The organism is Georgenia halophila, assembly GCF_039541595.1.
The window spans coordinates 217402-241875 of record NZ_BAABGN010000002.1; the positions used below are offsets into that span (position 1 = coordinate 217402).

The 24474-nt window shown below is 72.0% G+C and carries 24 protein-coding genes; 7 read left to right on the top strand and 17 right to left on the bottom strand.

The window, feature by feature from the left end; genetic code table 11:
• Positions 1 to 253: 253 nt before the first annotated feature.
• Positions 254 to 1108: a sugar phosphate isomerase/epimerase family protein gene (locus ABD907_RS02620; RefSeq protein ID WP_345214931.1), complete on the bottom strand. Its 855-nt coding sequence runs from the start codon at positions 1106 to 1108 to the stop codon at positions 254 to 256.
• Positions 1105 to 1857 carry a general stress protein gene (locus tag ABD907_RS02625; protein WP_345214932.1) on the bottom strand — a complete coding sequence of 251 codons (753 nt, stop codon included), beginning with the start codon at positions 1855 to 1857 and terminating at the stop codon, positions 1105 to 1107. Before ABD907_RS02625 ends, ABD907_RS02620 begins: the two co-directional genes overlap by 4 nt.
• A gap of 110 nt (positions 1858 to 1967) precedes the next feature.
• On the opposite strand from ABD907_RS02625, the gene ABD907_RS02630 reads away from it, so the two are divergent.
• The 4 genes from ABD907_RS02630 (at position 1968) to ABD907_RS02645 (ending at position 6232) form a co-directional block, all read left to right on the top strand.
• Positions 1968 to 3266, top strand: coding sequence for a magnesium transporter MgtE N-terminal domain-containing protein (locus tag ABD907_RS02630; protein ID WP_345214933.1), 1299 nt, complete (start codon positions 1968 to 1970; stop codon positions 3264 to 3266).
• Entirely contained in the window at positions 3259 to 3894 is a 636-nt protein-coding gene (locus ABD907_RS02635; protein ID WP_345214934.1) for a DUF1003 domain-containing protein, read from the top strand. The genes ABD907_RS02630 and ABD907_RS02635 overlap by 8 nt, the downstream gene beginning before the upstream one ends.
• The gene (locus ABD907_RS02640) at positions 3891 to 5027 is read left to right on the top strand and encodes an Mrp/NBP35 family ATP-binding protein (protein ID WP_345214935.1); all 1137 of its coding nucleotides are present in this window, start codon (positions 3891 to 3893) and stop codon (positions 5025 to 5027) included. Before ABD907_RS02635 ends, ABD907_RS02640 begins: the two co-directional genes overlap by 4 nt.
• A gap of 542 nt (positions 5028 to 5569) precedes the next feature.
• Positions 5570 to 6232: a TetR/AcrR family transcriptional regulator gene (locus ABD907_RS02645; protein ID WP_345214936.1), complete on the top strand. Its 663-nt coding sequence runs from the start codon at positions 5570 to 5572 to the stop codon at positions 6230 to 6232.
• A 22-nt stretch (positions 6233 to 6254) separates the two neighbouring features.
• Here ABD907_RS02645 and ABD907_RS02650 read toward each other — a convergent pair whose 3' ends face one another.
• Entirely contained in the window at positions 6255 to 7346 is a 1092-nt protein-coding gene (locus ABD907_RS02650; RefSeq protein ID WP_345214937.1) for a C45 family autoproteolytic acyltransferase/hydrolase, read from the bottom strand.
• Positions 7347 to 7386: 40 nt separating this feature from the next.
• Positions 7387 to 7899: a VOC family protein gene (locus ABD907_RS02655; RefSeq protein ID WP_345214938.1), complete on the bottom strand. Its 513-nt coding sequence runs from the start codon at positions 7897 to 7899 to the stop codon at positions 7387 to 7389.
• A gap of 28 nt (positions 7900 to 7927) precedes the next feature.
• On the opposite strand from ABD907_RS02655, the gene ABD907_RS02660 reads away from it, so the two are divergent.
• Positions 7928 to 8788 carry an AraC family transcriptional regulator gene (locus ABD907_RS02660; RefSeq protein WP_345214939.1) on the top strand — a complete coding sequence of 287 codons (861 nt, stop codon included), beginning with the start codon at positions 7928 to 7930 and terminating at the stop codon, positions 8786 to 8788.
• Between the two features lie 66 nt (positions 8789 to 8854).
• On the opposite strand, the gene ABD907_RS02665 is transcribed toward ABD907_RS02660, so the two are convergent.
• The 4 genes from ABD907_RS02665 to sigE are packed head-to-tail and all read right to left on the bottom strand — an operon-like array spanning position 8855 to position 12680.
• Complete coding sequence (locus ABD907_RS02665) at positions 8855 to 9643, bottom strand: twin-arginine translocase TatA/TatE family subunit (protein WP_345214940.1); 789 nt, start codon at positions 9641 to 9643, stop codon at positions 8855 to 8857.
• Between the two features lie 55 nt (positions 9644 to 9698).
• Positions 9699 to 11069 carry a S1C family serine protease gene (locus ABD907_RS02670; protein ID WP_345214941.1) on the bottom strand — a complete coding sequence of 457 codons (1371 nt, stop codon included), beginning with the start codon at positions 11067 to 11069 and terminating at the stop codon, positions 9699 to 9701.
• Positions 11070 to 11097: 28 nt separating this feature from the next.
• On the bottom strand, positions 11098 to 12057 hold the full coding sequence (locus ABD907_RS02675) for an anti-sigma factor family protein (protein ID WP_345214942.1): 960 nt from the start codon (positions 12055 to 12057) through the stop codon (positions 11098 to 11100).
• The gene (gene sigE, locus ABD907_RS02680) at positions 12054 to 12680 is read right to left on the bottom strand and encodes an RNA polymerase sigma factor SigE (RefSeq protein ID WP_345214943.1); all 627 of its coding nucleotides are present in this window, start codon (positions 12678 to 12680) and stop codon (positions 12054 to 12056) included. The genes ABD907_RS02675 and sigE overlap by 4 nt, the downstream gene beginning before the upstream one ends.
• A gap of 218 nt (positions 12681 to 12898) precedes the next feature.
• Here sigE and ABD907_RS02685 point away from each other — a divergent pair, with 218 nt between their 5' ends.
• Positions 12899 to 13531, top strand: a complete 633-nt coding sequence (locus ABD907_RS02685; protein ID WP_345215414.1) for an O-methyltransferase — start codon at positions 12899 to 12901, stop codon at positions 13529 to 13531.
• Positions 13532 to 13576: 45 nt separating this feature from the next.
• On the opposite strand, the gene ABD907_RS02690 is transcribed toward ABD907_RS02685, so the two are convergent.
• From ABD907_RS02690 to ABD907_RS02730, 9 genes are all read right to left on the bottom strand, one after another.
• Complete coding sequence (locus ABD907_RS02690; protein WP_345214944.1) at positions 13577 to 15178, bottom strand: leucyl aminopeptidase family protein; 1602 nt, start codon at positions 15176 to 15178, stop codon at positions 13577 to 13579.
• A gap of 75 nt (positions 15179 to 15253) precedes the next feature.
• Positions 15254 to 15421 carry a DUF3117 domain-containing protein gene (locus tag ABD907_RS02695; protein WP_345214945.1) on the bottom strand — a complete coding sequence of 56 codons (168 nt, stop codon included), beginning with the start codon at positions 15419 to 15421 and terminating at the stop codon, positions 15254 to 15256.
• Positions 15422 to 15511: 90 nt separating this feature from the next.
• Complete coding sequence (locus ABD907_RS02700) at positions 15512 to 16333, bottom strand: LOG family protein (protein ID WP_345214946.1); 822 nt, start codon at positions 16331 to 16333, stop codon at positions 15512 to 15514.
• 70 nt (positions 16334 to 16403) lie between these two features.
• A complete protein-coding gene (gene dapE, locus ABD907_RS02705) occupies positions 16404 to 17510 on the bottom strand; it encodes a succinyl-diaminopimelate desuccinylase (RefSeq protein WP_345214947.1) in 1107 nt (368 codons plus the stop codon).
• 41 nt (positions 17511 to 17551) lie between these two features.
• Positions 17552 to 19066: an NAD(P)H-quinone dehydrogenase gene (locus ABD907_RS02710; RefSeq protein ID WP_425555664.1), complete on the bottom strand. Its 1515-nt coding sequence runs from the start codon at positions 19064 to 19066 to the stop codon at positions 17552 to 17554.
• 123 nt (positions 19067 to 19189) lie between these two features.
• A complete protein-coding gene (locus ABD907_RS02715) occupies positions 19190 to 19945 on the bottom strand; it encodes a glycerophosphodiester phosphodiesterase (RefSeq protein WP_345214948.1) in 756 nt (251 codons plus the stop codon).
• On the bottom strand, positions 19942 to 21327 hold the full coding sequence (locus ABD907_RS02720) for an ABC transporter substrate-binding protein (RefSeq protein ID WP_345214949.1): 1386 nt from the start codon (positions 21325 to 21327) through the stop codon (positions 19942 to 19944). The genes ABD907_RS02715 and ABD907_RS02720 overlap by 4 nt, the downstream gene beginning before the upstream one ends.
• 108 nt (positions 21328 to 21435) lie before the next feature.
• Positions 21436 to 22359, bottom strand: coding sequence for a carbohydrate ABC transporter permease (locus ABD907_RS02725; protein ID WP_345214950.1), 924 nt, complete (start codon positions 22357 to 22359; stop codon positions 21436 to 21438).
• The gene (locus ABD907_RS02730; RefSeq protein ID WP_345214951.1) at positions 22356 to 23294 is read right to left on the bottom strand and encodes a carbohydrate ABC transporter permease; all 939 of its coding nucleotides are present in this window, start codon (positions 23292 to 23294) and stop codon (positions 22356 to 22358) included. The genes ABD907_RS02725 and ABD907_RS02730 overlap by 4 nt, the downstream gene beginning before the upstream one ends.
• A gap of 328 nt (positions 23295 to 23622) precedes the next feature.
• Between ABD907_RS02730 and ABD907_RS02735 the strand changes: the two genes are divergently transcribed.
• The gene (locus ABD907_RS02735) at positions 23623 to 24459 is read left to right on the top strand and encodes a purine-nucleoside phosphorylase (protein ID WP_345214952.1); all 837 of its coding nucleotides are present in this window, start codon (positions 23623 to 23625) and stop codon (positions 24457 to 24459) included.
• Positions 24460 to 24474 lie beyond the last annotated feature (15 nt).

The following is a 24474-nucleotide window of genomic DNA, read 5'->3' on the forward strand; positions in this document are numbered from 1 at the left end:
TTGCGCGCTGGCGTGCGACCTTGACGAGTCGCGGTCGCGGCCGCGTCGGGGCGGCGGCACCAGCAGGCGGCTGCTCTGTGTGTCGTCCGCAGGCCCGGTGCCGACCGCGTGGGTGGCAGGTCATTTGCGACAGTTTGACGCTTCGATGACCTGGCCCGAGGAACGGCCAAGAACGTACCACATTGCCGTCGAGGGCCGTCCGGAACGTCCGTCACCGGCGGCGAGCAGCCCCGCCGCGCCGTCGCGACCGGGGTCAGGCCTCTTCGGGTGTCCCGGCGACGCCGCCGGAGGTCCTCATCCGTCGTCCGGCCTCGAGGTGCTTACGCGCGAACGTCAGGGAGTCCGCGAGCGCCGATCGGCGCCCGACGGCGGACATCTTCCGGGTGCTGACCTCGACCACGACGGAGCCGCCGAACGCCTGAGCACCGAGCATCCGCAGAACCTCCGCACAGGGCTGCTCGCCGCTGCCGGGCACGAGGTGCTCGTCCATGAAGTTGGGTGTGCCGTCCGCGAGGTGGAGGTGGGCGAGCCGGTCGCCGAGCTCATCGGCCATGGCGAGCGCGGCGTCGTGGTCCAACCCCGCGGTGGCGGTGTGCGACAGATCGAGGGTGATCGAGCGGTAGTCGTGCTCAAGGGGATCCCATCCAGGCAGGTACGCCTGCATGGTGCGCTCACGCCTCCGGGTCCTGACACGCCAGGGGAACATGTTCTCCACGGCCAGTCGCATGCCGTCGAGGCGTTCCCGCTCGGCGATCGCGCCGACGAAGTGCTCCGCGTAGCTGCGCTGCCACCGAAACGGGGGGTGCAGGACCACGACGTCGGCTCCGACGTCGTGGGCCAGCTCGGTGGCCTTGTCGACCTTGTCCCACGGGTCGCTGCCCCACACCCCCTGGGTGAGCAGCAGGGTGGGCGCGTGGATGGCCAGCACCGGCATCCCGTACGTGTCCGAGAGCTGGCGCAGCCGTTCCGGGTGCTGGCTCTCGGGATCGCGCAGCACCATGATCTCGACGCCGTCGTATCCGAGGTCCTGGGCCAGCGCGAACGTCTCGTGGATGCTGCCTGGGTAGACGGACGACGACGAGAGCCCGACCGGGACCGACCGACTCATCCGCGGTTGCCGGCCTCGCCGGAGGCGCTGTCGCGGTCGCCCTCCTTGTGCTCGGGGCGCTGCTCGATGTCCTCCAGACGAAGCCCGTACCTCGGCTTCTCGCGTCGCTCGGGCTCTTCGCCGGCCGGGCGCTCGATGGACGCTCCCGCCGGTGGCGCCCCGTGCCCGGGCGGGACAGTCTGCGCCGCCCCGGACGACGGTGAACCGGACGACGTTGAACCGGAGGACGGCGAAGCGGCCGACGCGGGGCCCGTCGGGCGCACCCGTCCGCCGAAGCCGCCCTCGGTCAGCAGCTGTCCCGCCCTCGCGGCCTCCTCCGCCTCGCACAGGACGGCGTATCGGGAGGCGACCACCTGGCTCGCCGACGTGAAGTCCCGCTTCCCGCCGGTGATGGCGTAGGACACGACACCGGCGAGGATGCCGAACGCGGCACCCATCAGCACGCCGGCGAACAGCGGGAACTCCCCGGAGGGCGTGAACCACACCAGGAGCAGGGAGATCAGCAGGCCGAACCAGGCACCGCTCATCGCGCCCGCCCCGGCGACTCGTGCATAGGTCAGGCGCCCCGTGATCCGCTCGACCATCCGCAGGTCGGTGCCGACGATCGTCACGTGCTGGATGGGGAAAGCCTTGTCGGACAGGTGGTCGACGGCCTTCTGCGCCTCGAGGTACGTGCCGTAGGACGCCACCTCCACACCCGTGGGAGGGGTGGGGACAGAGGTGCGAGGCTGCTTGCCGGTCAATGACATACGTCGATCTTCCTCCGGGGTGCGCTGCAGTGCCAACCAACGCGGGCGTGCCGTGCGCCACCTGGACCGTCGTCAGGCCCCAGGACGGCGGTGCTGGCTAGTCTGGCCTGGTGAGCCAGCCGACCTCCCGACCGACCACCGCGACCCGCGTGTACCTGGCACGGCTCAAGGGCACGGCGGTCTTCGACCCGCTGGGCGACCAGGTCGGCCGCGTGCACGACGTCGTCGTCGTGATGCGGCTCAAGGGCGCCCCGCGCGCCGTAGGCCTGGTGGTCGAGGTGACGGGCAAGCGGCGGGTCTTCGTCCCACTGACCAGGGTGACGAGCATCGACGCCGGCGCGGTGATCACCACCGGCCGGCTCAACATCCGCCGCTTCGAGCAGCGCCCCACCGAGACCCTCGTGGTCGGCGAGCTGCTGGACCGGCAGGTCACGTTCCGCGACGACTCGGGCACGGCGACCGTCAAGGACGTCGCGATGGAGCAGCAGCGCAACCGCGACTGGCACGTGACGAAGCTGTTCGTGCGGCGCGCCGCACGCGGCGGTCTCATGGGCCGGCGCGGCGAGGGCCTGGTCGTCGACATCGAGGACGTCACCGGCCTGGCCGTCAACCCGGCGCACCAGGGGGCCACCGCACTGCTCGCCACGCTGGAGGACCTCAAGCCCGCCGACCTCGCCGACGTCCTGCACGACCTGCCCGACACGCGCCGCCTGGAGGTCGCCGCGGGCCTCCCGGACGATCGCCTGGCCGACGTCCTCGAGGAGCTCGGCGAGGACGATCGCGTCTCCATCGTCTCCGGCCTCGACGTCGAGCGGGCCGCGGACGTCCTCGAGGCCATGGAGCCCGACGACGCCGCCGACCTCGTCAGCGAGCTGCCCGACGCCAAGGCCGCAGAGCTCCTGGAACGGATGGAGCCCGAGGACGCCAAGGACGTGCGGCGCCTGCTGGCCTACGAGCACCTGACCGCGGGTGGTCTGATGACCACCGAGCCCGTGATCCTGCCGCCCGAGGCGACGATCGCGACCGCGCTCGCCCACGCCCGCCGCCAGGACGTCACCCCGGCGCTGGCCGCCATGCTCTTCATCGTGCGACCACCGTTGGAGACCCCGACCGGACGGCTGCTCGGCGTGATCCACCTGCAGCGCGCCCTGCGGGAACCTCCGCACGAGCTCATCGGCGCCATCCTGGACAAGGACGTCGAGCACCTGCTGCCGGACGACGACATCGGCAAGGTCACGCGCCTGCTCGCCACCTACAACCTGACCGCGCTGCCGGTCGTGGACGAGGACCGCCGGCTGCTCGGCGCCGTCTCCGTCGACGACGTCCTGGACAACCTGCTGCCGGACGACTGGCGCGGCGCGGACGAGGAGATCACCGACCAGGCGATGACAAGGACGGCACATGGCTGATCGGCTCGACACGCCGCTGGAGGGCGGGCGCTTCCGTCGCCCGAGGGTCGACCCCGAGTTCTTCGGTCGGGTCTCCGAGGCGATCGCGCGATTCATCGGCACGCCCCGCTTCCTGTTCTACCTGACCGTGTTCTGCGCGGCCTGGATGCTCTGGAACGTGCTGGCGCCCGTGCGGCTGCGTTTCGACAGCCCGGACATGGGCTTCATCGCGCTCACCCTCATGCTGTCCCTGCAGGCGTCCTACGCGGCGCCGTTGATCCTGCTCGCGCAGAACCGCCAGGACGACCGGGACCGGGTCAGCAACGAGCAGGACCGCCAGCGCGCCGAGCGGAACCTGGCCGACACCGAGTATCTGGCCCGCGAGATGGCGGCCGTGCGCCTGTCCCTCGGCGAGGTCGCCACCCGCGACTTCGTCCGCTCGGAGCTTCGAGGCCTGCTCGAGGACATGGTCGAGGAGCGGGAGGAACGCATCCGTGAGCTGGAGCGCGAGCTGGCGCACATGGCTCGCGAAGGCGTCGGCAGCGGGGACGAGCGCCACGGTGATGAGGCCGGTGACGGCGGTCCCCGGGGCGGGTCCCGGGACGGGCCCCACGCCGGACCGCGTACGCCACCTACGATGGAAACATGAGCGCACCCACCGCCGAGGCCGTCCAGGCCGAGCTGGTCAACGTCATGGATCCCGAGATCCGCCGCCCGATCACCGAGCTGAAGATGGTCCGGTCCGTCGACGTCGAACCCAGTGGTCTGGTGGTCGTCGGCGTCGACCTGACGACCGAGGGATGCCCGCTCAAGGAGACCATCACCCGGGACGTGACGAACGTCGTCAGCGCGCTCGACGGCGTCTCCGACGTCCGCGTGGAGATGGGCGTGATGACGGAGGAGCAGCGCAAGGAGCTGCGGAGCACCCTGCGTGGCGGCGCCGCCGAGCCGGAGATCCCGTTCTCCAAGCCGGGCTCGCTCACCCGGATCTACGCCGTCACCTCCGGCAAGGGCGGCGTGGGCAAGTCGTCCGTGACGGCGAACCTCGCCGCCGCGATGGCGGCCGACGGCCTCAAGGTCGGCGTGGTCGACGCCGACATCTACGGCTTCTCGATCCCCCGCATGCTCGGCGTCGAGCTGCCGCCGACCAAGGTCGACGACATGATCATGCCGCCGGTCCAGCACGACGTGAAGGTCATCTCGATCGGCATGTTCACCCAGAACGGCCGGCCGGTCGTCTGGCGCGGCCCGATGCTGCACCGCGCGCTGCAGCAGTTCCTCGCGGACGTGTTCTGGGGCGACCTGGACGTCCTGCTCCTCGACCTGCCGCCCGGCACCGGTGACATCGCGATCTCGGTGGCCCAGATGCTGCCGAACTCCGAGATCCTCGTCGTGACCACCCCGCAGGTGGCCGCCGCGGAGGTGGCCCAGCGGGCCGGCATCATCGCCGAGCAGACCAACCAGCGCGTGGTCGGCGTCGTGGAGAACATGTCCTGGCTCGCCCAGCCGGACGGTACCCGCGTGGACCTCTTCGGCTCCGGCGGCGGCGAGCGCGTCTCCGCCGAGCTGAGCGAGTCGCTCGGTTACGACGTCCCCCTGCTCGCCCAGGTCCCCATCGAGCTGGCGCTGCGCGAGTCCGGGGACACCGGCACCCCGTTCGTCCTGCGCGACGGCGACAGCCCCGCCACCGAGGCCCTGCGCTCCCTGGCGAGCTCGCTCTCGCACCGCTCGCGCGGCCTCGCCGGTCGCTCGCTCGGCATCAGCCCCGTCGGCGGCCGCTGAGTCCCGGCACCCGGCACGTCACCCGTCGAGTCTCTGCCGCCGGCGCGCCAGCCTCAACGGCGCGGCTTCCGAAGGAATCTCCTTCGCAAGTCGCCCCGTTGTCGCGTGGCGGCCGCCCACGGCGTCCGTCCACCGCGTCTCAGGGCGCGAGCGGACCGAGGTACTCCCGCGGCTCGGCGTCGAGCTCGAGGGCGTCGAGGACGGCCAGGAGCTTCCGCTCCTCGTAGCGGAAGTGGGTAGGCCTGGTCGGGCGACGCACCGTCGGCGCTGTCGAGGGCCGTGCGAGTGAGGCTGAGCGCCTCGCGGAGGCGCCGGTGGACGGATCTGAGCTCGTCGCCCCAGGCGACGACGCGGTGGTTCTCGGTGTCGGCGTGATTCTCGGTGATGAGCAGACCTTTCGTACGGGTCGTAGGGTCCCAGACCGGCGCCGGTCGCGGCGATGGCGCGAGCGGGATGCGCGGACGTCAGGAAGCTCGCTCGCGGGTGTGCATGGCGCGTCCGATCGCCGTAGGCGCGGGTGTCGCCGACAGTACGCTTCGACGATGGAGCAGCAGCACCGCACCGGGTCGGACGCCCGGCGCTCCGGCAGCGACACGTCGGCGCCGCAGCGTCGGCGCCAGGCACGGGGCCTGCGACGCATGAACGAGATCCTCGACGCGGCCGCCCACGTCTTCGCCCGCGACGGGTACGAGGCCGCGACGACCAACGGGATCGCCGCAGAGGCGGGGATCTCGCCCGGCTCGCTGTACCGGTACTTCCGCAACAAGGAGGAGATCGCCACCGCGCTCGTCACCGAGTACTCGGAGCGACTGCGTGCCGCGCACGATGCCGCCTTCGGCATGAGTGACGTGGCGACGCTACCCGCCGAGGAGGTCGTCGGCCGGGTCGTCGACCCGATCCTCGCCTTCGACGCCGAGAACCCGGGCTTCCGTGCGCTGCACGGCCGCCCGGACATGCCGGCAGGGCTGTCCGACGCCGTCCGTCCCGTGCAGGAGGCGATGCTGGAGCGGGTGAGCGCGCTCCTGGACGCCCGCAACCCCGGACGGCCGGCGACCGAGCTGGACCGCGTCGCCCAGATGATGATCCGGACCTTCCAGGCGACCATGCCCGCGATCGCCGCGGCCGATCCCGCCGAGCGCCCCGCCGTCGTCGCCGAGCTCGAGGCGATGCTCGGCGCCTACCTCACGGCGTTCGAGAAGCGGTAGCAACCCTTCGGAACGACCGCCCCTACGGACCGACCGCGGCCTCGACCTGCGGCGCGGCGACCCGCCGCCAGCCCTCGGCGGTGACGTCCGCCGGCGCACCGGGGTGGTACTCGACGGCGGCCCCCGCGACGTCGATCGCGATGGTCAGCTTGGTCTCCGGCCGCCGGTGCGGCGGCAGCACCGGGTTCGGCCGTACGGAGATCGCCGGGTCCGGGAGCGCACCGAACGCCAGCGCCCGGTCGAGCGGCGCGGGGATCGCCGCGAGCTCGGCGTGCTCGGTCAGGCACGCCATGCGCGCATAGGTGGTGCTGTCTCCCGCGACCGCCTCGCCGGCCGCGAGCACCGGGTCGAGGAAGTGGTTGGCGTGCACGAGCGGCACGCCCGGTGCGGCGGGCACGACGCCGACGCCGGCCGGCGAGATCTCCAGGCAGGCGGCGGCGGGCTCACGGGTCACGACCGTCAGGACCGTCGACGCGCTCACCGGTACGGACTCGGCGATCCGCACGGCGCCGTCGAGGTCACTCGCCTGCTCGAGGATCAGCCGAGCGAGCACGTGCACCGGGACGCCACCGCCGGCGCCGTCGTCGGCGTGGTTGAGGATGTTGAGGTGTACACCGACGCCGCGGCTGCTCACGCCGAACTTCGCGGCCTGACCGTGCTCACCGACCGTCACGAGGCCGGTGCCGTCCGCCGTGCGGAAGCTGCGGGCGATCCCCTCGTCACCGACCCCGACGTTCCAGTCCCAGGTCTGGAGGGTGCGCGGAGCGCTCCCGTCGCGCGGGAGGTAGACCGCCGTCGAGCACTCCTGGAGGCCGGCCCGCGCGACCGCGAGAATCTCGGTGCGGGCGTTCAGCGCCATGACCTGCCAGGGCTCGAGCCCGCTCCCCCGGGCGACGCCGTCGAGCTCGGCGGCAACGCCGGGCGCGTGCTCGGCGGCCGCGATGCGGGAGGTCTCCGCGAGCTCTCGCCAGTCCTCGGTGGGCATGCCGAAGGCGGCGAAGAGATCGCGGTAGTCCGCGGTGGCGACGGCGAGCTGCGGTGCCCAGCGGGCGCCGTAGGCCTCGCCGAACCGGACGGCGCTCGTCTCACCGCTGGACCAGGTGTCGACCTTCACGACGCCGACGCTACCGGGCTGCTCGGGTGCTCGGGCTGGGTCACTCCATCGAGGTGCGCCACGCGTCGAGGTTCTGCTGGATCTCCTCGTCGGTCTTGTCGGTGATACGGGACATCACGGTCCACCGCACCCCGTACGGGTCCTGGATCGAGGCGAACCGGTCTCCGGTGACCTCGAAGTCGACCGGTTCCTCCCGCACCCGGGCGCCACGGGCACGCGCCTCGTCGGTGACGGTGTCGACGTCCGCGACGTAGATCGCGAGGCTGAAGGTCACGTCATCGGTGCCTGGGGCGTTGCCGACGGTGTGGAACTGCGGGTTCGGGTCCATCACCTGCAGGCGTCCCGTGCCGAGGTCGAGCTCGCAGTGCCACACGGACCCGTCGGGTCCGTCCATGCGTGTGGTGACGCGGGCGCCGAAGACGTCGGTGTAGAAGTCGATCGCCGCACGCGCGGGAGAGACGACGATCAGCGGCGTGAGCGTGGTGAAGCCCTCGGGCCGGTAGGAGGACGGGGTCGGGACGGCGGAGCTGGCGGGGGATGCGGTGGTGTTCATGTCGGCCAGCCTGCCTACAGTCTGGCTCGTGGCCCTTGAACATTCGCGACACGTCCGACGGCCGGCCGGTGTGCTGTGGCCGAACGCGGGGACGGAGGTCTTCGAGACCGCTCAGGAACCGGTCCCGGATCCGGTCTCGCTCGTCGTCGACCACTACTGGTGGGTGTCCTGGCGACGCGACCGCGTCCTGCCCTTTCGGGCGCGGGTGCTCGGGGACCCGGTGGCGCACCTGACGGTCGAGGACGCCGACGGCGAGCTGCACGGGCACGCCATGCCGGCGGCCCTGGTGCACGGGGTGGTCACCCGCGTCTTCACCGTCGATCTGCCGGTGGCCGGCCGGGTCTCCGGCCTCGCCTTCCGGCCCGGTGGGCTCGCCGCCCTGCGCGACGTCGACGCCGGTGAGCTGACGTCGCGGGTTGTTGATGCCTCTGAGGTGCTCGGGCCGGGAGTGGCGGAGCTGCGCACGGCGGTGCTCGCCGAGCCGGACGAGCCGGCACGGCTGCGTCTGTTCCTGGAGTATGCCGCCGAGCTGCTGGCACCGCGGCTCGAGCAGATCGCCGACGACCCGGGGTACGGGACCGTGCGCGAGGCCGTGGCCCTGATGCGTGGCCGCGGCCAGGTGACGCTCGCTCCGGTCGCGTCGGCGGTGCACGTCTCGCCGCGGACGCTGCAACGGCTCTTCGCGCACTACGTCGGCGTCTCGCCGCTGTGGGTGCTGCGCCGTTATCGGCTGCAGGACGCCGCTCGCGCGATCGACTCCGGGGACGGCGCAGACCTTGCCGACCTTGCGGCGTCGTTGGGCTTCTCCGACCAGGCGCACTTCACGCGGGCCTTCACCGGGGTGATCGGCGTGCCTCCCTCGCGGTACCGCAACGGCGAACCGGCCTGAGCGGGACAGCGGCGGCACATGCCCACCGTCGAGACTTCTCCGCGGCCGGCCGCACCGACGGTGCGGTCAGGTCGCCTCGTTGTCGAAGGGGACGACGTAGTCGTCGGTCGCCGTGCCGTTGGCGGCCGCCGCTGTGGTCGGCTCTGCCGAGGCGGTGTTCTCCTCTGCGGTGTCCACCGCGACGGCGGCGCCTGCCGCGGCTGCTCCGGCCGCAGCGGGCGCAGCGGCCGCCGACGTCGCCGGCGTGGCCTTCGGTGAAGCAGCCGCGGTCGATGCGGGGGCGCCAGCCGCGGCCGTCTCCGTCACCCTGCCCGCGGCCTCGGCCGGTTCCGCGCGGTCGCCGGCCTGCGCGCCGTCGGTGGCCTGCGACGCCGGACCCGCCGTGTCCTCAGCGGGCTTGTCCTGCCCAGTGGTGGACTTGCCGGGCCGGTCCTCCCGAGGGGACTTGTCCTCCCGGGTGGATTCGTCATCCTCGGCGGCCTTGTCCTGGGAGGTCGGCCCGGTCCCGGCAGCCGCCGCTGCGCCCGCGGTGGCCGCGGCCGCGGCCTTCCCGGCGCGCTCGGAGGGCCGACGTGCGGCCCGCGGCTTGGGCTTCGGCTTGGGTTCCTCGTCCTCCATGAGTGCCTCGCGCACGATGCGGCGCGGGTCGTACTGGCGCGGGTCGAGCGAGGCGAGGTCGTCGAACTCGGGTCCGAGCTCCTCACGTACCTTCTCCCGGGCGCCGAGCGCGATCCGCTTGACCTCACGGGTCAGTCGGGCGAGCTGCTGCGCGAGCTCGGGGAGACGCTCGGGGCCGATGACGAGGAACGCGAGGATGGCAAGGACGACCAGCTCACCACCGTTGATCCCGAACACCCGCCCAGGATACGGGTCTCAGGCGACCGGGGTGTCCGGGTCGGCCGCGCAGGCCCTAGCCACTGGCCCTTTCGTCCAGGATCACGGTGATCTCCTCGACCTCGCCGCCGCGCCGCACCCCCAGCACCACCTCGTCGCCGGGGGCCCTGGCGCGCACGGCCACGATCAGCTCGTCGGGATCGGTCACGGGGCGGCCCTCGATGCTGACGATGACGTCGCCGGGACGGATGCCGGCCTCGTCCCCCGGGCCGCCCGGAGCGACCGGAGCGTGGCCGTCGACCTCCTGGTCGATGACCCGCACGCCCTCGCCGCGGTACCTGGCATCGAGGGTGACCCCGATGATGGGGTACGTGGCGTGGCCCGTGGCGATGATCTGCTCGGTGGTGCGTCGGACCTGGTTGGACGGGATAGCGAACCCGAGACCGATGCTGCCGGCGGCGCGCCCCGTTCCCGAACCCTGCGCGATCGCCGTGTTGATGCCGATCACCTGGCCGTCGCGGTTCACCAGCGGGCCGCCCGAGTTGCCGGGATTGATGGCGGCGTCCGTCTGGATCGCGTTGATGAACGTCGTGCTGCCGCCGGCGCCGGCGGTCACCGGCCGGTTGAGCGCGCTGATGATCCCGGACGTCACCGTGCCCTCGAGACCGAGAGGGGCACCGACCGCCACCACGGGCTCGCCCACCACGACGCTGTCGGAATCGGCCAGGACGAGCGGCTCGAGGCCCGTCCGGGACACCTTGAGCACGGCGAGGTCGTAGTCGGGTGTGCGGCCCACGACCTCGGCCTCCTCCTCGCTGCCGTCGGGAAACCCGACGACGATCGTGCCGTTCTCGGCGGCGACGTCGATGACGTGGTTGTTGGTGACGATGTACCCGTCCTCGCGCAGCACGAGACCGGTGCCGGAGGCCGCCTCGGTCGGGCCGCCGCGTGCCTGGATGTAGACGGTCGAGGGAAGGACCGACTCGGCGATGCCGGCGACCGACTCCGGCAACGGTTCCGGGCTGGTGGCGGTGGGCAGAGCGGACGGATCCTGCCCACGGGCGAACAGCAGCTGGGCACCGGCACCGCCGAGAATCACACCGGCCAGGAGGGCCACGACGATCAGGAGCATGGCAACCCCGAGAGGCAGACGACGGCGCGCACCGGCCGCCGTCGCGGGGCCCGCGAACCCGATGGCGGCGGACTTCGGTACCGGCGGAGGCGGGTAGGAGGCCGGTCCGCCCGGCGCGGCAAAACCAGGGAATCCCTGCGGTGGCCCGGATTCCGGCGGACCGGGCGAGTACGGGCCGGGTGCGTACGGGCCGGGTGCGTACGAGTCGGGTGCGTACGAGTTCGGTACGTGCCGCCCGTGGGCGTGGTGCTCGTTGCCCTGCGGTCTCGGGGACTGCGGGGGGTCGTACGCCGGCGGGCGCTCGTTGGTCGTCATGCTGGCTCCTTCGCCACCGGGGCGCCCGTCATTGCGGCTGCAGCAGGAGGTCCGTCCATCCGACGAGAGTCTGCCATCCCCGGTCGATCCGGTCGCCCACGCCGGGGCCGGGCTGGCTCGCAGGCATCCCGGCCGCGATCGCGCGCACGAGCTCGGGGCTGTTGTCGCTGGTGACGAGCACCGTCGTCCCGGCGCTCTGCAGCACGACGGTGGCGCTCGAACCGGGCAGCTGGTGCACCTCGTTCTCGCCGAGGTCGACCTCCTCCAGGCCCGCCAGGTCGGCAACCTCGAGGACGCCGCGCTGCTGGACGACCGTCGCCGTGCGCCCGTCCTGGCGGAAGTCGACGACGATGACCTCGTCGTCCTGCGCGCCCACCGGTTGCTCGGGGTCGGCGGGGTGCAGAGAACCGACCGACCCGACGAGCGAGATGCTGGCGCCGTCGGGGACGTGCTCGGGCGCCACCCAGCCGTTCTGCCGCAGCCATGCGAGCGCGGCCTCGGTACTGTCGGCCTCGTCCGCCGACGCCACGGCGTCCGCCGTCGCCATGACTTGCAGCGGGCTCTCGGCGGGACCGTCCACCTCGTTGAGCATGGTGACGGGATCGCCGGTGCGCTCGTACAGGGCGCCGACCAGCACCAGCACACCGAGCACGCTGGCGGCTCCCGCCAGGACGAGTGAGCCGCGTGCGGCCGCTCGGCGCCGCACCGGGCCGTAGGTCAGGGGCTCCCAGGCGCGCCCCACGAGGGCCCGCGCGCCGCGGGGAGCCGGCGGAACGGGGCCCGAGCCGAGCTCCATCAGTCGGGCGGTCAGGTCCTCGCTCGGCAGCACGTCCCGGGCCTCGGAGAGCCGGCGCCGGAAGGCGCGCTCGGCGGCCAGCACGGTGGCGCACTCCTCGCACGCCACCACGTGCTCGAGGGCGGCCTCCGTCTCCTCGGGCGCGAGTCGGCCGTCGACGAGCGCGGTGATCTCGTCGCGGAGATGGCTCATCGAACCTCCTGCCTGGAGGTTTCGACCGCCTCGACCGTCCTGATTGGGCGCCGGTGCGCGAGCTGATCGCGCAGCAGCGCCCGCGCCCGGTGGATCCTGGAACGCACGGTGCCCATCTTGACGCCGAGGGTAGCCGCGATCTCCTCGTAGGACAGCCCCTCGATGTCGCACAGCACGACGGCGGCACGGTACTTCGGCGGCAGTGCGTCCAGCGCGGCCTGGACGTCAAGGTCCAGGTGGGCGTGCTCGAAGCCACGCTCCGGCTCGCCGGAGTCGTGCGCGGCCGGGAGTCGCTCGCCGGCGTCACCGATCGGGTCCATACGCAGCCGCGAGCGCCGACGTGCCTGGTCGAGGAAGAGGTTCGTGGTGATGCGGTGCAGCCAGCCCTCGAAGTTGCCGGGCTGGTAGCTGTGCAACGACCGGAACACCCGGACGAAGGTCTCCTGGGTGAGATCCTCGGCGTCCGCGGTGTTGCCGGTGAGGCGGTACGCCAGCCGGTAGACCCGCGGGGTGTGCTCGACGACGATGTCCTCCCACGACGGCGGCGACCAGACCGGCCGCTCGGCCGCGTCGTCGTCGGGAGCAGGCGCCACCGCGCCGTCGTTGCGCGGTGCCTCGTCCATGGCCGTCCCCTGTCCGCCTGGTGGTGCAGGCGTTGTCGGAAGTCGTGGCGGGTCATGCTACGGAGCGAACCTGAAGACTACCTGGGTACCTCCTGGGCCACCGTTCTTCCGCCGCAGCGGCCTCCCGAGCGTCCGCTGCGCGGCCGGTGGGCGGCCGGCGAGCGGGCCACCGGTACGATCAGCGCAAGCAGCCGTGGGAATCACCCCAGGAGGTCACCATCAGCGCCGACAAGGCCCAGTCCTGGGCCTACACCGAAGAGTTCGTCACCGAGGACGACGCCACGGCCGAGGCACGTGCCCGGGCCGAGGAGCTCGGCGTCACGCCGGTCACTCCCGGTGTGGGTGCGGCGCTGCGCGTCGTCGCGTCCGCAGCCCACGCACGTGCGGTCGCCGAGGTGGGGACGGGCACGGGCGTCTCCGGCCTGTGGCTTCTCGGTGGGATGGCGCCCGACGGTGTCCTCACGACAATCGACGTCGAGCCCGAGCACCATCGCGCGGCCCGGGAGGGTTTCGCCGCCGCCGGGCTGAAGCCGGCCCGCGCTCGCCTCATCGGTGGGCGCGGGAACGACGTGCTCCCCCGCCTGGCCGACGGCGTCTACGACATGGTGCTGCTCGACGGCGACCCCTCCGAGGCGGTCGACGAGGTCTCCCAGGCGATCCGGCTGCTGCGCCAGGGCGGCGTGCTTGCCGTCAACGCCGCCCTGTGGCACGACCGGGTGGCCGACCCCGCCCGGCGGGACGACGCGACGGTCGCGGTCCGTGAGCTCGGCAAGCAGATCCGCGACGACGACCGCATGGTCAGCGCTCTGCTGCCCAGCGGTGACGGCCTGCTCCTTGCCGTCCGCCGCTGACGGGCCGCGCAACCTTCGACAGGTGCGGGCTCGGGAGTCGCCCGATCAGCCGGAGAGGGACTCCAGCCAGCGCAGCAGCAGCCGCGCGCCGTAGCCGGTCGGCGCGTTCGCCGGCAACTCGCTGTCGGCCTTGCCGGAGCGTCCGGCTCCGGCGATGTCCAGGTGTGCCCACCGCGCATCGCCGGTGAATCGCTGCAGGAACAGGGCCGCCGTGATCGATCCTCCGCCGACGTGGGTCTCGCGCACGGCGTGCCCGACGTCGGCGACGGCGGAGTCGAGCGCCGGCCGGTACTCCTCGACCAACGGCATCCGCCAGAGCCCTTCCCCGGTCTCCTCGCCCGCGCGCGTGAGCGCCTCGGCGAGGTCCTCCTCGGCGGCGTACAGGGCGGCGTGCGAGCGCCCGAGACCCAGCGTGGCCGCGCCGGTGAGGGTGGCGACGTCGACGACGTCGTCCGGGGCGAGAGTCGCGACGGTCCAGCCGAGGGCGTCGGCGAGGACCATGCGTCCCTCGGCGTCGGTGTTGGAGATCTCAACGGTGGTGCCGTCGTAGGTCGTCACCACGTCGCCCGGTCGGTAGGAGCTGCCGCTCATCGCGTTCTCGGCGAGCGGCAGCACGGCGGTGACCTGCACGGGTAGGCCGAGCTCGGCCGCGGCCAGGGCGGTGGCCAGCACGGTGGCGGAGCCGGCCATGTCGGTCTTCATCGGCACCATCGACTCTCGCGGCTTGAGCGAGATGCCGCCGGTGTCGAACGTGATCCCCTTACCGACGAGCGCCACGGAGCGCACGGCCTCGTCGGGCCGCCAGGTGACGACCACGAGCCGCGGCGCGGTGGCCGAACCGCCGCCGACGGCGAGGATGGCGTCCATGCCCTGCCGGGCGAGCCACTGCTCGTCGTGGACCTCCACGCCGAGGGTCCCGCCGGTCATCGGCGCGTCCGTCACGAGGGCGGTGGCCTGCCGGGCGATCCAGTCCGGGTTCTTGGTGCTCGACGGCGTCGCGGAAAGCAGCCGGGTCAGCCAGGTGGCGCGGGCGCCGGCGCGGGCCTCCGCCAGGGCCTGCGGGGCGCCCTCGACCCGGCCGACGAGGACCAGCGCCTCGGGCGCCGGCGGTGCCTTCGCGGGTGTCCGGCCGGTCCGGGGCATCCGGTACGCCGAGAGCAGGAAGCCCTCCACGAGGGCGCGCAGGGTCTGTGCGTCCAGCTCGTCGCCGATGGTCAGCGCCACCTCGCCCGTGCCGGCGGCCGCCCGGCCGAGGGCCAGGCCGGCCTCGCGCGCCGCGGCGGCTCCGCCGTCGCCGATGCCGACGAGCACGATGGTGCCGGGCAGCCCTTCCCACGGCAACGCGGGCGTCCCGGGCAACGCCCGTGGCAGCCGGACGACGGCGGTCCACCCGGCCGAGCCGGCGTTGCCGGGCAGGTCACGTTCGGCCTCGGCGAGCAGGTCGACGCCGTACCGGGCGGCGACGTCGGAGCCCTCGCCACCCAGCCGCGCCCGTTCCGCCTCCTCCACCGGCGGGTGGACCGGCACGGCCAGCACCGCCGGTTCCCGGTCCAGCCACTCGGCGCGGCACTCGAGCGGCAGCACCGGCTCGTCGAGCAGGTGGGTCTCCGGGAGGGTGATGGCGGGCGGGTTCTCGGGGTGCGGCACAGCCTTCTCCACACAATGGACATGGCGACGGCCGGCAGGCATCAGGCCGGCCGGCCGTCGATGGTTCGGTTGGGGTCAGCCAGCGACCGCGTTCAGCGCCTCGCTGAGCTCACCGGCCTCGGTGGGAGTGAGCTCGACGACGAGCCGACCACCGCCCTCGAGCGGAACCCGCATCACGATGCCGCGCCCCTCCTTGGTGACCTCGAGCGGCCCGTCTCCGGTCCTCGGCTTCATCGCGGCCATGTGGTGTACCCCTCTTCTCCATGGATCCTCGACCACCCCCGCGGGTGGAGCTCCCCGCCCTGGCGGGGTGATCGCTGGGGCAAGTCTAGTTCACTCGGGGGCGCCCCCCGCGTCGTCTGCCGCAGCAGCCTGCGCCTCTGCTTCCCTGAACAGCTCCTCCATGCCGTGCACGACGGCGTTGACCGCCTCCTCGGCGGTGTCCACGACGGGCAGCAGGCCGAGGTCGGGCTCCGAGATGGTCCCCCGCTCGAGCATGGTGCCGCGGAGCCAGTCGACGAGGCCGCCCCAGTAGTCGGAGCCGACCAGCACGATCGGGAAGGACGACACCTTCTGGGTCTGGACGAGGGTCAGGGCCTCGAAGAGCTCGTCCATGGTGCCGAACCCGCCGGGAAGGACGACGAAACCCTGCGTGTACTTCAGGAACATCGTCTTCCGGGCGAAGAAGTACCGGAAGTTGATGCCGAGATCGACCCACTTGTTCATGCCCTGCTCGAAGGGCAGCTCGATGCCCAAGCCCACAGAGACGCCCTGGGCCTCCACCGCACCCTTGTTGGCGGCCTCCATGGCGCCGGGACCGCCGCCGGTGACGACGGCGAAGCCGGCGTCGACCAACCGACGGGCGACGTCCTCCGCGAGGGCGTACTCGGGGTCGTCCTTCCTGATCCGGGCGGAGCCGAACACCGAGATCGCCGGGCCCAGGTCGGCCAGCGCGCCGAAGCCCTCGACGAACTCCGCCTGGATGCGCATCACCCGCCACGGGTCCTGGTGGAGCCAGTCGATGTCCTGCTCGGGAGCCAGCAGCCTCGCGTCGGTCGTCTCGCGCGGGATACGGCCCCGGCGCAGGAGCACCGGCCCCCGGCTGTAGATGCGGCTGCCGTCACTGTCGCGGTTGCTGCGGACCTCACGGTTCATGGCGCCATTGTCTCTCGGCGCCGGAGGTGGTGCGGTCCGGCGGGGTGTCGCCCCCGGCTGCCCGCCGGTCTCAGGCGAGCCAGGTGTGCAGGGCCCGCGCGCAGGAGCGGATCTCCTCGACGGCGCAGCGCTCGTCGTCAGCGTGGGCGAGCATCGGGTCACCGGGGCCGAAGTTGACCGCGGGGATGCCGAGCTCGGCGAACCGCGCCACGTCGGTCCAGCCGTACTTCGGCCCCGGGGCGCCGCCGGTGACACCGGTGACGGACTCGACGAAGCTCTGCACGAGCGGGTCGTCGAGACCCGGCCGGGCTCCGCCGGCGAGGTCGGTGATCTCGATGTCGAAACCGTCGAAGAGCTCACGGACGTGGGCCTCGGCGCCGGCCGGGTCCAGCGACGGTGCGAACCGGTAGTTGACGGTCACCACGCAGCGGTCGGGGATCATGTTCGAGGCGATGCCGCCGGTGACGCCGACGGCGCTCATCCCCTCGCGGTAGACCAGGCCGTCGACGTCGACCTCGCGGGGCGTGTAGGCGCGGAGCCGGTCGAGGATCTCGCCGGCCGCGTGGATCGCGTTGACCCCGCGCCACGCACGCGCCGAGTGGGCGGTGCGGCCGGTGGTGGCGATCTCCGCCCGGAGCGTGCCGTTGCAGCCGCCCTCGATGCCGCCGGCGGTGGGCTCGCCGAGGACGGCCAGGTCGCCGCTCACCCAGTCGGGGTGGTTGGCCACGAGGCGGCGGAGGCCGTTGTCGTCCGCGGCGACCTCTTCGTGGTCGTAGAAGACCCAGGTGATGTCCCACCGCGGCTCGGTGAGCACGGCCGCGAGGTGCAGGGCGACGGCGACGCCGCCCTTCATGTCGACGGTGCCGCGGCCCCAGAGCTCTTCGGTGCCGTCGAGGGCGGTCTCCCGCCAGGTGGGCACGTTGGTCTTGATGGGCACGGTGTCGATGTGTCCCGCGATGACGACCCGGTGATCGCGCCCGAGGTTGGTGCGGGCGACGAGCGAGTCGCCGTCCCGGAGCACCTCCAGGTGTCCCAGCGGCTTCAGCGCGGCCTCGACGGCGTCGGCGAGCCGGGTCTCGTCGCCGGAGACGGACGGGATGTCGCAGACGGCGGCGGTGAGGTCGACGACGTCTCCGGTCAGCTCGGGCAGGACGGCGGCTCGAGAGTGCGCGGGCATGCCCCGACCCTAGCGGCCACGACCGTGCTGAGGTCGCTGCCTCAGGCGCGGTGCAGCGTCCGTGCCGCCTCGGAGATCGACCCTGTGAGCGAGGGGTAGATGGTGAATACGTTTGCGACCTGGTCCACGGTGAGCCGCTGTGTCACGGCGATCGCGATCGGGTAGATCAGCTCGCTGGCCCGCGGCGCGACGATGACGCCGCCGACGACGGCGCCGGTGGCCCGATCGGAGAACATCTTCACGAAGCCCTCGGTGATGCCGAGCATCTTCGCGCGCGCGTTCCGGGCGATCGGTAGATGGGTGACGTGGCCGTCGATCTCGCCGGAGTCGATCTGCTGCTGGGCGACGCCGACGGTGGCGATCTCCGGCGCGGTGAAGATGTTGGCGGTGACGGCGCTGAGGTCGAGGGGGGCGACGGCGTCGCCGAGGGCGTGCCACATGGCGATCCGGCCCTGCATGGCGGCAACGGACGCGAGCGGCAGGACGCCGGTGCAGTCCCCGGCGGCATAGATGCGGAACGCACGGGTGCGCGAGACCCGGTCGACCTGGATGTGACCGGACTCGGAGAGCTCGACGCCGGCCTCCTCGAGGCCCATCCCGGAGGTCGACGGCACGCCGCCGACCGCGACCAGGCAGTGCGAGGCGCTGACGATCCGGCCGTCGGTGAGCTCGACGTCGACACCGTCCTCGGTGCGGCGGACGGCGGCCGCGCGGGAGCGCGAGAGGACGGTCATCCCACGACGGCGGAACACGCCTTCGATGAGCTCGGCGGCGTCCTCGTCCTCCCCCGGCAGCACGCGGTCCCGGGAGGAGACGAGCGTGACCTTGGCGCCGAGCGCGTTGTAGGCGCCCGCGAACTCCGCCCCGGTTACGCCGGAGCCGACCACGACGAGGTGCTCGGGAAGATCGGTGAGGTTGTACATCTGCGCCCAGGTGAGGATCCGCTCGCCGTCCGGCTCCGCCGTCGGCAGGACGCGCGGCGTGGCACCGCTGGCGACGAGGATGATCTCGGCGTCGAGCGTCATCTCCTCCCCCGCAGCGGTGGTGACCCGGACGCGGCGGGTGCCCACGCGGCTGATGTCCGGCTCGACGTGGCCGGTACCGTCGACGATCTTGATGCCCTCGCGCTCCAGGCGCCCGTGGATCTCCTGGGACTGCGCCTTGGCCAGGCGCACGACCCTGTCGTCGACGACGGCCATGTCGGCGTCCAGCGTGCCGGGGTCGCCGTCCGGACCGCCGTCGGACCTGATGCCCAGCTCGGGCGCCTGCTCGGTGACGGTCAACCACTCGGCCGTGGCGATGAGGGTCTTGGAGGGCACGACGTCGGTCAGCACGGCCGAGCCGCCCATCCCCTGCCGCTCGACGACGTGGACGCGCGCACCCAGCTGTCGTGCCACGAGTGCGGCCTCGTAGCCGCCGGGCCCGCCCCCGAGGATGACGACACGGAATCCCTCACGTACCGGGGAGGCGCCGGCAGCGTGGTCGCGGCGCGCCTCCTCGGGTACGCCGGTCGTGTGCTCGGCGGTCGGTGGGGCGGAAGTGGGATCGCTGCTCACCCAAGGCATTGTGCCGAAGATGTCCTCGGGATGCCGCCGCGACCCGGCGGGCGCCGGCTCACAGCAGCCCGGGGACCACGACCGCGGCCACGGCGTCGGCCACCTGCTCGGTCATGCCCAAAATCATGCCGGAGGCGGTAGCTCCTGAGCATCGAGCCAGCCCAGCAGCCGGTCGGGCCGGTCGGTGATGATCCCGTCGACGCCGGCCACCGTCGCCGCGGCCCAGTGGGCCGCCTCATTCAGGGTCCAGACCATGACCTGCATGTCCCAACCGTGCAGGGTGTCCACGAGCTCGGGGTGGTCGACGAGGAGGCGGCCGTGCGGGTTGCAGGCGGTCACGCCGAGCTCGGTGCACACGTCGAGCATCTCGGCCGTGAACCGGCTGACGAGCAGCCCCCTGCGCAGCTCCGGCGCCAGCTCACGGACCGTGGCCATGGTGTCCACGGACGCACTCTGGGCGAGCACGCGGCCCCCGATCCCGGCGTCGCGGATCGTCGCGAGCAGCGCGCGGGCCGGCTCGGCCGGCCAGGCGCCCTTGAGCTCGAGCAACAGCTCGAGGTTCGGGTACCGGACCAGGAGCTCGACGACCTCACCGAACAGCGGCATGGTCGTACGGGCGTAGACCGGCTCGAACCACGAGCCGGCGTCGAGGTGGCGGACCTCGTCGGAGCCCAGATCGGCCACGCGGCCGGAGCCGTCAGTGGTCCGGTCGACCGTGTCGTCGTGGACCACCACGCCGCCGCCGTCGGCCGAGATCTGCACGTCGATCTCGATCATGTCCGCGCCCGCGAGCGCGGCAGCGACCAGGGCCGGCATGGTGTTCTCCGGTGCGATCGCCGAGCTGCCCCGGTGGGCGATGACGAGCGGGCGGCCGGTCACAGGTAGGGCTCCACGTTGTCCGCGTACGCACGCTCCAGCTCGCTGGTGACGTTCGGGAACACGTCCTCGGCGGAATCGCCGTTGAGCACGATCCGCTCGAGCCCGTCGGTGAGGATCTGGTCGCCTCCGGGGGTGAAGACGCGGACGTAGTCCTGGGTGCGGGTCTTCTCCTGCAGCTGGTTCACGGAGGTGAGGAACTGGGGTGTCTCCTCGTACAGGGCGCTCATGATGTCGCCCTCGATGGCGGAGGTGCGCACCGGCATGTAGCCCGTGGTCTGAGAGAACCGGGCCGTGTTGTCGGTCGCGGTGAGGAACTTCAGGAACATCGCGGCCGCGAGCTGCTGCTCCGGCGTCTTGTCGGCGGCGACGGCGACGCCGGTGCCGCCGGTGGGCACGTTCGGCCCGGACACCGGCCCGTCCGGGAGGTACGCCGTCCCCAGCTCGAACGGTGCCGCCTCGAGCAGACCCGCGAGGGAACCGGTGGAGGCGATCATCGAGGCGTAGAGCCCACCGGCGAAGTCGGCGTTGGTGTCGGAGCCGAAGGAGGCGAAGGCGTTCTCGCCGTTGTACATGTCCCGGACGAAGTTGCCGGCCGTGAGTGCCTCGGGGGTGTCGAGCGTGACGTCCCACTCCTCGCTCATCGCACCGCCCTGGCCCCAGATGATGTTGGAGAACCACCAGGCCGACCACGACGGGCCGATGCCGTTGCCCAGCGGCGCGCCGTCGGCCGGGACCACGTCACGCAACGCCGTCGACCACTCCTGCAGCTCCTCCCAGGTCTGCGGACCGCGGTCGGGGAGGCCGGCCTGGGACCACAGGTCCTTGTTGTAGTAGAACAGCGGCGTCGAACGTGCGTACGGGGCCGCGAAGTGCTGCCCGGAGTATACGTAGTCGCTGTAGAGCGTCTCGACGTAGTCCGCGGTGTCGACCTCGAGGTGGGAGAAGACGTCGTCGACCGGGATGATCTGGCCGTTGACCATGTAGCGGAACCACCACACGTCCGAGGCGATGACGAGCTCGGGGATCTCGTCGGTGCCTGCGGCCGCCTGGAAGCGCTGGGCGACCTCGTCGTAGTTCGCGCCTGCGGTCACGAGCCGGACGGAGATCCCGTGCTCCTCCTCGAAGGCCGCGATGTACTCCTCCTCCAGCTCCTTGGTGTTCCCGGGGTGGTTGGACCAGAAGGTGATCTCCGTGGCGGGCTCCACACCGGACCAGTCGGTGCTCGCGGCCGGCTCCTCCGGGGCGTCGGCACCGCCGAGAGCCGGCCCGCCGCACGCGGCGATCAGGCCGCCGGCGATGCCGATGCCGCCGAGGGCGAGCACGTTGCGGCGCGACGGCAGGCGCAGCGCGGCGCCGGGGACGCGGCGAATGGTCGAGCTCATGGAAGTCTCCTTGGTTTCACGTCTGGTGGTCAGGTGGGTCGGGTCGGGTGGTCGGTGGGGGTAGGAAGGCATCGGACGGGAGGGAGCGGGCGCGGCGGGCGCCCGTTCTCAGCCGGTCACCGCACCGGCGGTCAGGCCGGCGACGAGCCGGCGCTGCAGGATCAGGAAGAAGACCAGCATCGGCAGCGTCACGAGGACCGTCGCGGCCATGAGGACGCCCCAGTTCTGCATGCCGTCGATGTCCTGCAGGAGCGTCAGCCCGACCGGCAGGGTCATCGTTTCGGTGTTGTCCGTGACGAGCATCGGCCACAGGTAGTCGTTCCACTCGTTGACGAGTGAGATGAGGGTGACCGCTGCGATCGTCGGCATCGACATCGGCACCACGAACCTCCAGAGGCGCCGCCAGTGCCCCGCGCCGTCGAGCTGGGCGGCCTCGAGCACGGAGATCGGCAGGGAGAGGAAGTGCTGCCGGAACAAGAAGGTCCCGAAGGCGCTGGCCAGCCCGGGCACGAGGATGCCCTGGTAGGTGTTGAGCCAGTCGAGCGAGGCGATGAGGGTGTAGTTCGGGATGATCGTGATCTGCCCGGGGATGAGCAGGGCGAAGATGACGACGATGAACGCCGCGTTGCGGAACGGGACGTCGATGAAGACGACGGCGTAGGCGCAGCACAGCCCGAGGAAGACCTTCAGCCCCGCCCCGAGCAGCGTGAGGGCGAGGCTGTTCAGGAACATCCGCCCGATCGGGATGGATGTGGCCACCTGCTCGTAGTTGGCCGGGGCGAAGGCGTCCGGCAGCCACTGCAGCGGGAGGCTGACCATCTCGGCGTTGGTCTTGAAGCTCGCCAGGAACATCCAGATGAGCGGCACGGCCATCACGAGGATCGCGAGGACCAGCGCCACGTACAGCCCGCCGTCGAGCGCGACGGAGGCGGGCCGGCGACGGCGGCGCCCGCGGACCGGCGGACGCTGCGGTGCGGGCGGCGCGGTACCCGTGCCCGGGGCCTCGACGGGCTTGGTCGCGGTGGTCGTCATGAGTAGTGCACCCGCTTCTCCATGTACTTCAGCTGCACACCCGTGATCACCAGGAGGAAGGCGAACAGAATCGTGGCGCTGGCGGAGGCGTAGCCCGCCCGTCCGGTCTGGAAACCCTCGAGGTAGATCTGGTACATCAGCGTGGTCGTCGAGCCCAGCGGTCCGCCGTCGGTCATCGCGCGGATGAGGTCGAAGGACTGCAGGGAGCTGAGCATCGTGGTGATGAGGAGGAAGAACGTCACGGGGCCGAGCAGCGGCAAGATGATGGAGCGGAAGGTGCGCCACCAGGTGGCGCCGTCGAGCGCGGCGGCGTCGCGCAGGTCCTGCGGCACGGCCTGCAGGCCGGCGAGATAGATCAGCGCGACGTAGCCGATGTGCTTCCAGAGATAGACGATGATGATCATCAGCAACGCCCAGGGTGACTGGGTGTACCACTCGGGCGAGTCGAGACCGAGCCAGCCGAGCACCGTCGCGAGCAGGCCGTAGCGCGGGTCGAAGATGTACAGCCACAGCATGCCGACGGCGATGCCGGACAGCACGTACGGCGCGAACGAGACGGTCCGGACGATCCCGCGGCCGAAGAGCTTGCGGTTCAGCGCGAGCGCCAGCGCCAGCCCGATGACGAGCGAGCCGCCGACGGTGGCGACGGCGAAGACCGCCGTCGTGCCGAGCACCGTGGGTGTCTGCGGGTCGGTGAACCACTGGGCGTAGTTGCGCAGGCCGACGAAGCGGGCGGCGGACGAGCCGAGGTTCCACTGCAAAGTCGAGTAGTAGAAGCTGAGCAGCAGTGGCCGGTAGACGAAAATCAGCAGGAGCGCCACGTTCGGTCCGGCAAGGAGCACGAAGATCCCGATGTTGCGCAGGAGCTTCCGCCGTCGCGCGGGCCGACGGTGCTGGTCGTACGCAACGACGTCCGCGTGGGTGAGCGAGCTCATCGAGGAGGAGTGTCCGATCTGTGGCGGCCCGGCCCGGGGCGTGATTGCCCCTGGGGCGACCGCCGAAGGGAGGCGGTCCGAGATGACACTAAGAGCGCCGCCAGGCGAAATCGGCCGTGTCCATCGAAAGATCACCGACGCTTCGTCAAACGTTCATCGGGCGTCTCTGCAGGTGAGAGCGTTGCCGATGAGGTCGTCGGTGCAGAGCGACCGCACTCGCCGAACAAGCCCTGGCGTCCCTTCGGTGACCCAGAACGGGACGCCAGGGCTTGTTCGGCGGGGGCACGAGCTGGCACCGGCGCACGGTCGACCGCGTTACCGTCTCCTCGTGACCCTCGAACCAGACCTCGACGACCTCGCCACCGACCCGTTCGCCGTCGCCCGCGCGGCGGCGGACGTGCTCGCCGAGCGGACCGGCGTCGCCCGGCACGACGTCGCACTCGTCCTCGGGTCCGGCTGGGGCGGGGCGGCAGACCTGCTCGGGGAGACCGTGGCCGACATCCCGGCAGCCGAGCTGCCCGGGTTCAGCGCACCGGCCGTCGTCGGGCACGGCGGCACCATCCGCTCGGTGCGGATCGAGTCGTCCGGCACGAGGCGCCACGCCTTGGTGCTCGGGGCACGCACCCACTACTACGAGGGCAAGGGCGTGCGGCGCGTCGCGCACGGCGCCCGGATGGCGGCCGCGGCCGGCGCGAGCACCATCGTGCTCACCAACGGCTGCGGCGGGCTCGACCCCGACTGGGTGGCCGGCACGCCGGTTCTCATCAACGACCACATCAACCTCACCGGGGCCTCGCCGCTCGAGGGCGCCACCTTCGTGGACCTGACGGACCTGTACTCCGTGCGGCTGCGCGGCCTCGCGCGGGAGGTCGACCCCACGCTCGCCGAGGGCGTGTACGTGCAGTTCACCGGCCCGCACTACGAGACCCCGGCCGAGGTCCAGATGGCCAGGCGGATCGGTGGTGACCTCGTCGGCATGTCGACGGCGCTCGAGGCCATCGCCGCCCGGCACGCCGGCCTGGAGGTGCTCGGCATCTCCCTCGTCACCAATCCCGCCGCCGGCATCTCCCCCGTCCCGCTCTCCCACGACGAGGTCATCGCCGCGGGCGCGGAGGCTGGGCCACGCATCTCGCGTCTGCTCGCGGACGTCGTCGGCCGCATCTGAGACGAAGGACTGGAG